General features: G+C 36.7%; 9 protein-coding genes. 5 read left to right on the top strand and 4 right to left on the bottom strand.

The genetic code is table 11. The features are described 5' to 3' along the window. The first annotated feature begins 119 nt into the window (after window positions 1-119). From GVV58_RS05865 to GVV58_RS05855, 3 genes are read left to right on the top strand one after another with little or no spacing between them, the layout of a single operon-like run. Window positions 120-1772: a poly alpha-glucosyltransferase gene (locus GVV58_RS05865; RefSeq protein WP_159516151.1), complete on the top strand. Its 1653-nt coding sequence runs from the start codon at window positions 120-122 to the stop codon at window positions 1770-1772. A gap of 9 nt (window positions 1773-1781) precedes the next feature. Beyond that, window positions 1782-3278 carry a glycosyltransferase gene (locus GVV58_RS05860; protein WP_159516150.1) on the top strand — a complete coding sequence of 499 codons (1497 nt, stop codon included), beginning with the start codon at window positions 1782-1784 and terminating at the stop codon, window positions 3276-3278. After that, complete coding sequence (locus tag GVV58_RS05855) at window positions 3271-5055, top strand: CapA family protein (protein WP_159516149.1); 1785 nt, start codon at window positions 3271-3273, stop codon at window positions 5053-5055. Before GVV58_RS05860 ends, GVV58_RS05855 begins: the two co-directional genes overlap by 8 nt. Here GVV58_RS05855 and GVV58_RS05850 read toward each other — a convergent pair. Both GVV58_RS05850 and GVV58_RS15610 read right to left on the bottom strand, forming a co-directional pair. After that, complete coding sequence (locus GVV58_RS05850) at window positions 5048-5686, bottom strand: metalloprotease (RefSeq protein ID WP_252721258.1); 639 nt, start codon at window positions 5684-5686, stop codon at window positions 5048-5050. The genes GVV58_RS05855 and GVV58_RS05850 overlap by 8 nt on opposite strands. A gap of 674 nt (window positions 5687-6360) precedes the next feature. Then, window positions 6361-6540, bottom strand: coding sequence for a hypothetical protein (locus tag GVV58_RS15610; protein ID WP_252721257.1), 180 nt, complete (start codon window positions 6538-6540; stop codon window positions 6361-6363). Window positions 6541-7619: 1079 nt separating this feature from the next. On the opposite strand from GVV58_RS15610, the gene GVV58_RS05840 reads away from it, so the two are divergent. Then, window positions 7620-9749: a TonB-dependent receptor gene (locus tag GVV58_RS05840; RefSeq protein ID WP_159516147.1), complete on the top strand. Its 2130-nt coding sequence runs from the start codon at window positions 7620-7622 to the stop codon at window positions 9747-9749. 304 nt (window positions 9750-10053) lie between these two features. Then, window positions 10054-10644, top strand: a complete 591-nt coding sequence (locus tag GVV58_RS05835; protein WP_171502633.1) for a DUF4142 domain-containing protein — start codon at window positions 10054-10056, stop codon at window positions 10642-10644. Between the two features lie 83 nt (window positions 10645-10727). Here the strand turns inward: GVV58_RS05835 and GVV58_RS05830 are convergent, their stop codons facing one another. Both GVV58_RS05830 and GVV58_RS15735 read right to left on the bottom strand, forming a co-directional pair. Then, window positions 10728-12011: a ribonucleotide-diphosphate reductase subunit beta gene (locus GVV58_RS05830; RefSeq protein WP_005169603.1), complete on the bottom strand. Its 1284-nt coding sequence runs from the start codon at window positions 12009-12011 to the stop codon at window positions 10728-10730. A gap of 140 nt (window positions 12012-12151) precedes the next feature. After that, entirely contained in the window at window positions 12152-12280 is a 129-nt protein-coding gene (locus tag GVV58_RS15735; RefSeq protein WP_257223985.1) for a hypothetical protein, read from the bottom strand. Between the last annotated feature and the right edge of the window lie 335 nt (window positions 12281-12615).

Below are 12615 nucleotides of genomic sequence, written 5' to 3'. Positions count from 1 at the left end.
AATAATTCCTAAATATACAAAAAAAAACAAATTATACATAAAATAACATTGCCACTTAATCTCTTTCAAGTATTCTGATTTTAATGAAAAATTTTATATAAAATAGATATATACAAGTTATGGAAATTAATACGCAAACTAAATATTTCGAGTTTAAACATAAGTTAACAGAGTGGTTAAATGAAAAACTAGGTTATGAGCATCAAAAGCTTTATGTGATTTTTATTTCTTATGGTAATTCAAATAAGCGTTGTAAGATATGGAGTTCTGCTGCACCCAATACAAAAACAGCTATAAGTAGAACACTAAAATTTTTAGAAAAGCTATATGAAAAAAATAGGGGTTTACCTGAATTCTTAAAGTTTGATATTGCTGTGAATATTGAGAAAAAATCATGGCAGGATGTTAAAAACATTCTAAATACTCAATTACATAATAATCATTTTAGAAAGGGTGTGAGTTTTGATTCAAAATTTGATATTTGCTTTTTAGAGCAAGAGTTATATGGTAAAGCCTTAATCCGAGGCATTGTTTATAATGAACCAACGTTTTGGGATCAGGACAATGTTAACCGTGCTATTCATTCAAAATATCCAACCATCACTAAAACTTTCGAACTGGATAAACTCGAATATATTTGGGTATTTGATACAGTTTCAGCTCTTTATGAAAATGAAACTATATTGACGTTACAATCATTAGGACCTGTTAATGGGGTGCGTGAGCTAACTTCGGATTTAAAAGATCATGTTCGTTGTATGGTTGAAAAGAATGCAGCGTTTTTACATGGTGAAATCCAGGATGATGGGAAATTTATCTATGGATATTTCCCAGCCTATAATCGTGAAATAAAAAGCTATAATACTGTACGTCATTGCACGGCAGTGTATGCCTTACTTGAAACATTAGAAGTCGATTATAAAAAAGAATATTTAAGCAAAATTAAATTAGCGATCGAATATGCCATCAAAACCTTTTATAAAGAAATAAAAGGGCATGGTTTTATGACTGATGGTGAAAATGATAACGAAATCAAACTCGGTTCAAATGCTGCCGCTATTTTTATGTTGGCTAAATATCAGGAAATTACCTCAGATAATCAATATCAAGCTGCTGCCGAAAAATTAGCTGAAGGTATTTTGTATATGGTCGATGGTCACGGGGAGACCACCCATGTACTTGATTATCCGAGCTTAGAAATTAAAGAAAAATTTCGTATCGTTTACTATGATGGAGAGGCTGCTTTAGGCTTGCTGAGATTATATCAAATTAATCAAGATCCAAAGCTATTGCAGACCGTTAAATTAATGTTTGAGCATTTTATAGAAAAAAAATACGATAAATATCATGATCACTGGTTAAGTTACTGTACCAATGAGCTGACAAAAATTTGTCCAGAAGATAAATATTTTGAGTTTGGTCTAAACAATTACTTAAAGCATATGAAGTTTATTGCTGAACGTAAGACAGCCTATGCAACTTTCTTAGAAATGATGATGTCCGCTTACAAAATGGTAGTACGTATGCGTGAGCAAGGCTTTGACACTTTATTCGCTAAAGCAAAGTTTGAAGAATTAAAAAAATTGATTGAACAGCGTGTCGAATTTCAAAGAAGTACAGGTTATTTCTATCCTGAAGTTGCAATGTATATGGCAAAACCTGAGAAAGTTTTAAATGCGTTCTATGTACGCCATGATCGTTTTAGAACACGTATCGATGACCAAGAACATAATTTGTCTGGGTATGTGGCTTATATTAATTATTTTTCGTAGGTGATAGTCATGTATTTCTTTTTGAGTGTAGGAATTGGAAAAAATCTTACTGGAATTGAACACGCGATTTTAAAGCGTAAAAGAGTTTTCGATAATTGCAGTTTGGCACATAAAATAGTTACGCTAAACTTTAATCCAAATTATGCTGAAAATTTATCATTACATGGTATTGATTCAAGAAGCTTTTTAAACCTATATGACTGTTTTCAAAATCTTATCTTTGCTGAAGAAAAATATAATGGTTTAGATCAATTTCTTTCTAAACTGTCAGGAGATATAAGAGTAGAAATACAAGAAAAAAGTGGTGATGCAAAAATATATATTAATGAGGTTTATACTCTTTATGTCCATTTTTTTGATAATAAAAATATCTCTTATATTAATTACTTTGATGTGAATAGAGTTAAATTTAAAAGAGAAATATATAATAAAAAGGGCTATCTTTGTAAGGTTATATATTTAGAGAAAAATATACAAAAAAATGTACATTATATTGATAAAAAAAATAATCTGGTACTTGAAGAGACTTACAATGATAAAGAATTAAGTTTAATGATTTTACATTGTGATGCTAAACAATCATTTTTTTTGAATAAGAATGAGCTTATGGAATTTTGGTTTCAAAAACTAGTTTCACAATATCCAAAATCTGTCTTTTACTCTGACAAAAACAAACTTTACAATGAAACTTTAATAAGGATTAAATCCCCATCATTTAAATTAATCTCTGTATTTCATAGTGTTCATGTCAGTAATCCAAGGCAGATTGAAACTGGAAGAATTAACTCAAACTATCAGCTTTCTCTAGGAAATAAAGATAAGTTTGACGGTTTTATTTGTTCAACTGACCAACAAAAAAAAGACTTATTAGAGCGCTTTGGGAGGGATTTGAAGATATGGGTAATTCCACCTGCTTATTCAGAAACTCAAGATCATCAAGGGGAGGTTATACTAGAAAATCGATTCAGGATTATTTCTGTTGGCCGATACTATGTTGAAAAAAGGTTACATCATATTATTGAAGCGGTTGAGTTATTAAAAGAAGATTACCCAAATATTCAACTTGATCTATATGGTTTTGGTGACGCACGCGATAACTTTGTATATGAAAAAAAAATCAGACAATATGTCCTTGATCATCAACTGGAGAAAAATGTTCACTTTAAAGGCTATGTACAAAATATTTTAGACCATATCGCTGAAGCAACGGTATCTGTTGTGACAAGCACCCTTGAAGGGTTTTGTATAGGGATATTAGATAGTTTAGCTGTGGGTACCCCAGTGGTGGCTTATGACATCAAATATGGCCCTAATGAAATAATTGAAGATGAATATTCAGGGTACTTAGTAGAAGATGGGGATATTGAAGCATTAGCATTAGCGATAGAGAAGACTCTTTTAAATAATGTTATGCGAGATAATGCAAAAGAGTCTGCTAAAAAATATTCACTTGAATTAAATAAACAAAAATGGATGAACCATTTATTGGAATTAAGCAATGTTTAATGTCATTGTAAAAAAAAATGAACAAGAAACTGATTATTCGTATGCGAATAATATTGATTTTAATAACTTAAATCAGGGGTTGGGGCCACTTTTTGTACTATACATAGTCTTTGATCTACTGGAAAGTCGAAAAATCAGCATTGATGATGTTATAGAGGTTAATGATATCGCGCTGAAAGAGAAAGGTAAGGGAGTAGTTGGTTATCAAAGAACAGACATAATTAGCTTATTACAAGTCCTTAGTAATTTTAAAGTTACAGCAGGTGTAGACTCGTTATTTTTATTGGCAAACCATGTCTATATAAAAACACAAAAGAAAATGAGTGAATATTTTAATGATTTAATATTGCAATATGGCCTAAACCAAGGTTGTGCACTTAATTTATCAGGTAAATCAAACTCTAAACTAAAGCAAGTGTATAGCTTAAAAGATGTTGAAGTGATTGCAATACTCCTTACTCGTATTAATCCTTTTTATAAAAATGTACTTAGTTTAAGTAAAATATTTTATAAAGGGAAAAACTTTTTCGCAAATACCTATTTACTAGATTTAAATAAAATCACATATTTTTTTAGTTTTTTGAATGTATCAATTGCTTGGCATCAAACTAGTTTTAATACTTTTACCATCATTATAAGTCAAGGGCTTAATCAAGTATTTCAACAGGATTCTGTTATTGAGCGAATTCTACTTAATCAACCTCTAGATGTAATAGCAAATATTGAAATTAATACAGAATTGAATAAATCTAATGTTGTAATGAATATTATTGGTGATACGTATTTAGGCGAGTACTATACAGAAAGACGTCGCAAGAGACAAAATTCCTTTGATCCTTTAATTCATGGCGGTTATGATTACAGTTTTGAAAAAATAAAAGGTTTTTTAAAAAATGCAGATATTAATTTAGCGAATCATGAAGCCTGTTTTATTGATCATAATATTCAGTCACCCTTGAAAGGTTTGAAAAAATTTATTTTAGGTGCCAAAGACAAACCTACTGTAGATGCATTGAAAAAAGCCAATATTCACTACTTATCGCTTGCTAATAACCATATCGCTGACTATGGGGATCTGGGAGTTTGGCATAGTCTCAAAACCCTTAAGCAAGCAGGCATTCATGCTTGTGGTGCAGGAATGAATGAGGTAGATGCATGCAAGCCAATTCGAATAAAAATTAATGGCCGTGTTATTTCTTTTTATTCAGGTTATTGGCATCGAGCAACTAACCAAAAAATATTTAAATTCTATGCGACCCCTTCACAGCCTGGTGTGGCGACTTTAGAAAGTATGCTTAGTGAAGCAGTCCAATACGAAAAAAAGCATTATCCTGAACACATGGTTATTGTATTGGCACATTGGGGGGTAGATTTTTTGCCAACGCAACATTATCAACGTCATATCGCAAAGCAGTTATTTAATTACGGCGCAGACTTAATCATAGGTCATGGAGCTCATACCTTACAATCTATAGAGCAATTTGAAAATAAAGTTGTGCTGTATAGTATAGGGAATGGGATTTTTAATAGTGATGGAGAGTATGATGGCTATCCAAATGCTTTGCCTTTTGGAATAATTGCACAGTTGATTTTTGAACAAGATAAAATGGTATTAAGGTTGTTACCAATTCTGTCTAATAATAGAAAAAGTATGTGGCAACCTGATTTTGTACAGATCGAGGAATTCAAAGCTGTTCAAAAATTCTATGCTAATAATGAGTTTGATTATATTAATACGACAAAATGGCCTTATTATTTTGAGAAGAATATTATTTAGATTTTTGCAAGCGTTTGGTTAAATTCGTATAATATTCTAAAATTATTTTTATCTGATCAGGATTGAATCCAATATTTCGCTGACCACCGCTACCATCACATCCCCCTTTACTGGCCATCAAATTGGTAGCGTCTTTAAATTTCGCTCCTTTTATACAAACGTGGCGTAAGCCAAAAGCATGTCCCATCTCATGAGGGAGAGCGGCTTGGACATTATAGTTCAGCCGTTCCCAATCCAGCAGCACAACTGGTCTGCCACTATTGTGAAATCCCCAACTATCAGCAGCTTTAAATCCTAATTTTGAGTTATAGCCATCAAAAATAAAGACATAAATTTCTGGCACTGGTTTTTCGGAATTAAAACATTGCTGAAACTGCTGAAGAACATCCGATCGATCTACAACTTTTTGCCTCTCAAGCTCTGTTCTGAGGTCACATTGCATTTTTTCAAATTGTTTATAAGAGATATACTGATTGAGTTCAAATTTAAAAATAGGTTGTTTTTTGTCTGTCACAAAATATCGGTTTAAAATATCGACTTCTTTTTTAATTTGGTTCAAGTTGTCAAACTTTTGAGCTTTAACTTGATTCGTTGCAAATACAAAGTTCACTTTAACGACGGGTAAAGCCATAGCGTGCCCTCCAAAGAATAACAGAAGTATTATCGAAAGCATCCTAGGTTTCATAATACGGCTTCAAAGTGATTAAGCCTTAAGTTTAATTTTTATTGATAGCTATAGGGTAAATGGCTGAGGCTTTTTTGTATATTTATGCAAATGTATAGGAATTCAATAGGTTGTTGCATTAATGCTCAGGCTAGCTAAAACGTCACAAACTCATTTTCATAACCTTCTATCATACAAATTACAACATAATCCATGCAGGTTTTTTGAAGTGAGGATACATTTCCAATTAAATGCGTTTAAAGGCGCTCGAGCATTTTCATAATCGATAAATAGACTTGGCCTTTAGTCATAGGTACAGGGGAGACATTCAGTCTTTAAAACGTTGCCATCAGGATTTATTCGCTTCAGTTGATCTCGACGAAATGAGCCTGGAAGCTTTGAGGTGGCTTTAAAATGAGACTGTTTCAGGTCTAGGATACTAGAAGCACTCCACAACATTTAAAGCGTCAAAACCAGGTCGATGCAATCACCGCCATAATAATAATCACCAGCAAGATTTTGATAATCGTCATGTGATGTTGCGGTGGAAGCTCTGCTTTGGTCAGGACATTTCCTGCCTGATCAAATAGAATGACATTTGCTACATGCTTTCATAACCAAGCTCCAGTAAGACTCATTTTTCAAGTTCGGTTAAGACCGTCTTCAGGCAAGCCCATAACTTGTAGTAGTGCACTAGAACTGAATAATTTTTTCATCAAAGTTTTTGGTAAAAACTTTTTTAGTGTCACCAAGGCTGTATCAAAGTTCGCAATAATACTTCTAGGATGTGCATAAGGCACATCGGGTAGCAGGTTATGCATAATCGTACCATCCATATTTATGAGCTATATTTTATCTTTGTAGATTTGCATTCATACAGCATCTAGAAATTTTACTAATTGATCTTGTAGTATGGAAAAGTCTTATCTTGCTGATATTTGCTCCTCAACCAAGCCTTACAAATCCTGCTTCAAGATGGGATTGTTTAAGGCTTGGTGATTTGGCTGAAGCAATATATTCGTTATTTCATTGCTGGGTTCGGTCACCTATTAGATGATTGGTACAATATGCTAATTACACTGAATATTAGTAATCCTCATTAGTCAGAGGTCTAATCTCAGGGGAAAACGAGTGCCAATGTTCAGATTTGGAGCAAGAATTAGTAAATAGAACAGGCTGTTTAATAGTGGTTTAGCGGCTAAAACGGTATCAATGAAACCGGGTAATCACTGCTGAAATTACACAAAATAGTATAAAGAATCAAAACTCTTCACGGCGTGCGCAGCTAATAAGTTCGCATAGCTGTTCAGATATTTTTCAGGCCATTCAATACTTAAGTAATTTTCTTCGCCTTTAATTCAGATTGGAGTATTTTTCATCTGAGTAGAAATATTCCTTCAGCTCAATAAGAGCCACCTAAGGCTTGATAAATTTCAGTGGCTTCACTACAAAATCGATCTAATTTTTGCATAATAGTGGACGTTTTTATCAGAATAATTTTAGATTTGAGCAGTCTTTAGATCTTTAAAATAAAGCGTGATGCATCGATTTTCAATCATCCATACTTATTCAGAAAATACAGCAGAACAAGGTTCTGTAGAAATGCTGGTGATTTGTTTCCTAAGCTTATAAGTATCTTTATAACCCTCTAGAATACTAGAGAAATATGTATACAGCACAATATTGAAAAATTCAAAGAAAGACTTTTATAAATTGCTTTGATGTCAAAAAACACCTGATCACGCGGCTTAAGAAGAAAATTTCTATCCGTATTCTGATAAAGAAAATTTGAATTTACGGGTCATTAAAGATCAATCCGGTTTAAAGAATAAATAACCTGATTTGCTCCAGCAGTATATGGATTTTTCTGAGTCATATAGAGAAACAGGAACCAAAAATTATGCAGCATCGACTTCAATATTTCCCTATAAAAACCGCATTATCTTGTTTAATCACTTGTCTAACTCAGGTGCTTTATGCCGAAAATACGGTAACAGAAGTACAAAAACTTGCACCGATTATTGTGCAGGCGACCCGTACTGACCGGGAGCGTTTAAGCACACCCGCTTCAGTGTATTATCTCAATCAGGAACAACAGAACAGCCTGAATGTGAATCTTTCGGAAACCTTAAAGGGTGTTCCAGGGCTACAGCTCAATAATCGTGAAAACTATGCCCAAGATTTGCAAATTTCAATGCGTGGCTTTGGTGCCCGTTCCAGTTTTGGGGTACGCGGCGTGCGTTTATATGTCGATGGAATTCCGGCGACCATGCCGGATGGGCAGGGGCAAACCTCGAATATTGACTTGAACAGTCTGGAGCATATTGAAGTTTTAGGCGGTGCATTTTCATCGCTATATGGTAATTCTTCTGGAGGGACAATTTTAACCACCACACGGGAAGGGCAAGGTGCTGATTCGATCGAACTGGGTCATTCTGCCGGCAGTCAACATAAAGGTCAGACCAAGCTGGTTTTGCAGGGCGGTTCAGAAAATGCCAATGAGCCGAGCTATATGATCAGTTCATCCTATTTTGATACTGACGGTTTTCGGGATCATAGCGGTGCGCATAAAGTCCTGAGTAATGCCAAGCTGACTTGGGATCTGGAGGACGGCTCTAAAATTAACTGGATTAATAATTACGTTAAAATTGCTGCAGATGATCCCGGTGGTTTAACTCGCGAACAGTGGCAAGCCAATCCTAAACAGGTCGCTGCGAATGTCCTTTTATATAATGCACGTAAGGAAATTGAACAGCTGCAAACCGGGATAACCTGGAATAAACCGATCAATGATCAGCATGAACTCTACGGGATGGCCTATTGGGGACAACGGGCAGTGACCCAGTACCAGTCGATTCCTCGTACAGCGCAAGGTGGAGTCAATCATGCCGGTGGCGTGATTGATTTTGACCGTCATTTCTACGGCACTGACCTGCGTTGGACAGGTAAAGATATTTTGCCAAATACTAAATTGATTGCTGGTATTGCAGTGGATGCCATGAGCGAAGAGCGCAAAGGCTACCAAAACTTTGTCAGTGATACCTTGGGGGTAAAAGGTGAACTACGCCGAGATGAAGACAATCGCTTGTGGAATCTTGATCCTTATTTACAAACATCTTATGCATTCTTGCCCAACGGGACATTCGATGCTGGTTTGCGTTATAGCAATGTGCATTTTAAGTCTAAAGATAAATTCCTGTCCAATGGCGATAATTCCGGTAAAACCGATTATCAAAAATTATTGCCCTCTTTAGCTTTAAGCTGGCAGCTCTTACCCGAATTGATGGCTTATGCCAGTTATGCCCAAGGTTTTGAAACCCCCACATTTACCGAAATGTCTTATCCGGCAAATACTGCTGAAAACCGCAGCTTGAGTTTAAAAGCAGCAGAAAGTGAAAGCTATGAAGTCGGTTTGAAATTTGCCAATGCTTGGGGGGATTTCACCGTAGCCGCCTTTCAGACCAGAACCGAAAATGACATTGTTTCTGCGGGAAATGAGGGTGGGCGCGCAACTTTTCGTAATGCAGATAAAACCTTAAGAGAAGGTGTAGAGCTCTCCTGGAACAAAAACCTGTGGCGAGATCTGACTGCACAAGCCAGCTATAGCTATATTGATGCCACTTTTGATGCAGATATTCCTGAACTTCGGAATGATGAAGGAGAGGTTGTAGTATCTAGAGTAGCATCGGGGAACTATATTCCGGGGATTGCCAAAAATCAGGCATTTTTCAGTCTGGGCTGGAAGCCTGAAAAAGGCTTACATGCAGGACTCGATGTGCGTTACTCCGACAAGATTTATGTTAATGACTTAAATTCTGATACTGCACCAAGCTACACAGTCGCTGGTACAAATATTGGCTATAACTGGAAAATGCAGGATTGGGCAGTGAATACTTTTGCGCGTGTCGATAACCTGTTTGATAAAGATTATTCCGGTTCGGTGATTGTCAATGAAAGTAATGGTCGTTTCTATGAGCCGGCGGAAGGGCGTCATTGGAGTGCGGGGTTGAGTATGACAAAAGCATTTTAATTCAAAGCATTAAAAGTAAATTAAGTTTTTATGCGTCTAGAAAATAAAAAACGACAGGCGATTGGTATATTTTGAAATCTGGGTCAAAATATATAAAACTTGCCATTCGCCTATTGATTATTTTAGTAAGTGAATTTTTTGCTGACCTGAAATAAATAAACTAATCACTAACAGTCTTTGCTTAATTTAATAAACGCTTTATATATTGCTTAAAAAAACAACTCAAACATTACACTGTTTTTAATCTAATTCACCTATTTTATAAAGGCAAAATTAATCAATAAAACCTTAAAAGGATGCCATTATAAAAGCTATTTTAATGAAGAAGATGATTCAGTGTGCTGCAGTCAGTGGTGTATTGGTTTTTGCTGCAGGCCAAACTATGGCAATGAATCAACAATCTACGAATGCTGCTCAACAGCATTCCCAAGTGTCGAATGACAGTCGTGTGACTTTAACTGACAGTCAGGTGATTAAGGTATTAAGTACAGCGAACAACGGTGAGATTAAGCAGGCAAAAACAGCCCTGCCTAAACTGAAAATGGATGAAGCCCGCAAGTATGCTCAGATGATGATTAATGATCATTCAGCAAATGAGAAAAAAGCTCAAGCCTTGGCAAATCGTTTAAACTTAACACCACAAACCAGCACTCTCAGTACTGCATTGCAAAATGATGGTGATAAGGTGGTGGCCAAACTGAGTCAGTCATCCGTAACAGATAAGGACTATATGATGAGTCAAGTTGAAGTCCATCGTAAAGTGGTGACAATGCTCGACAAGCAGTTGATTCCAAATGCTAAAAATATAGAGTTAAAGAATATGCTGACGCGAACCCGTACTGCGGTTGCTGCACATTTGAAAAAAGCTGAACAAATCGTTGAAAAGATGAAATAATTTAATAATCATTCAATAAAAAAACCGCCATTAATGGCGGTTTTTTTATTCATAATACTTTATATATCACGTGGTATTTCTAATTACCAGCTTAACGCACCGCCAGTCTGATAATCCGTAACACGCGTCTCGAAGAAATTCTTCTCTTTACGCAAGTCCATCATCTCCGACATCCACTGGAACGGGTTATTCACACCAGCGAACTGTTCAGGCAAGCCTAACTGCGCCAGACGACGGTTGGCAATAAACTTCAGATATTCTTCCATCATGCCCGCATTCATACCCAATACACCACGTGGCATCGTGTCACGTGCATATTCGATTTCCAGCATTGTGCCTTCAAGAATCATCTGAATGATTTCTTCCTGGAACTCGGTTGTCCATAGACCCGGGTTTTCGATCTTGATCTGGTTAATCATATCAATACCGAAGTTCAGGTGCATGGATTCATCACGCAAAATGTACTGGAATTGCTCGGCAACACCATTCATCTTGTTACGCCGGCCCATCGACAGGATCTGGCTGAAACCGCAGTAGAAGAAAATCCCTTCAAGTACACAGTAGAACGCGATCAGGTTGCGCAGCAGGATTTGATCATTTTCAGGTGTACCGGTTTTGAAAGTAGGATCACTTAAAGACTGGGTGTATTTCAGACCCCACGCTGCTTTACGTGCCACTGACGGAACTTCGCGGTACATGTTGAAGACTTCGCCTTCATCCATACCGAGCGATTCGATACAATACTGGTAAGCGTGTGTATGAATCGCTTCTTCAAATGCCTGACGCAAGATGTATTGACGGCATTCAGGGTTGGTAATGTGACGGTAAATCGCCAATACCAAGTTGTTTGCAACCAGTGAATCGGCAGTCGAGAAGAAACCGAGTGAACGCATGACAATGGTACGTTCATCTTCAGTCAGGCCGTTTTCAGATTTCCAAAGTGCGATGTCATGGTTCATGTTGACTTCTTGCGGCATCCAGTGGTTGGCACAACCGTCTAGATATTTTTGCCAAGCCCATTCGTATTTGAACGGAACAAGCTGGTTCAAGTCGGCACGACAGTTGATCATCGCCTTGTCGTCAACCTGTACACGCTGTGCACCCATTTCAAGCTCTTCCAGACCTGGAGCAACATCAAGTTGTTCTAGGGAAGCAGATGCTCTTGCCAGCGAATCGGTTGGATTTGATCCTCGGTTTTGAGTGGCTCTAAGGGGTTGTGCAGTTGCCACATCCGGCGATGCGTTGCCTGCATCAGATACCATCTGTGAATTAGTCGCTTTTTGCGGCTCGACGGGCGCAGGCTGCTGTTCAGGAGCAGCCGGTTTTTGCGAATCATCTTCGAAATCGTCCCAACTTAGGATAGACATATCAATTCTCTCTACGTTGCTTTATATCTTTTATGAGACATTCAGCTTGGCTGAGATGTCTTACTATACGCTTAATTTGTGTAAGCAAAATTAAGTTTTGTCGATGAATGCTGTGAATTTATACAGCAGCACCATCCCCACTACTTATTTTGCTTACGCTGCTGGCGAAGCTTGAACCAGAAATAAGCAATTGGCGCATAAAACGTAACTGCAAAGGAAAGCAGCAATACCACAAGTCCTAACATGTAGTTGTGAGTCATATGGGGCATTGAGGTTTCCTTTGTTGTTAAATATTAAATCCTCCCCAAACCCCTCCTTTAATAAAGGAGGGGATTTCCGTGAATTCTTTTGCTTCCACAGAAGTCCCCCCTTTGGAAAAGGGGGATTTAGGGGGATTTTTATCAAGCAACTACCTGAGTAGTTGGCTTAAAGTTTTCAATATTTTGCTCATTTGTTTGGTCTGTGAAGACAAATATAACTGCTGAGCAAGGAAGCAAGCACGTATAGCAAAAGATTTGAATCTGTTTACGTATAATGCGAGCTCTCTTTTTAAAATCTTTTAACTTCTTCGACATGTTCGCTCCTAAAAGGAACCAACCATTAC

The sequence above is a fragment of the Acinetobacter sp. 18QD2AZ41W genome (assembly GCF_009829025.1).
Taxonomy (GTDB): domain Bacteria; phylum Pseudomonadota; class Gammaproteobacteria; order Pseudomonadales; family Moraxellaceae; genus Acinetobacter; species Acinetobacter pseudolwoffii.
The sequence above is the reverse complement of the archived record's forward strand: the minus strand, read 5'-3'. Positions and strand labels throughout refer to the sequence as shown.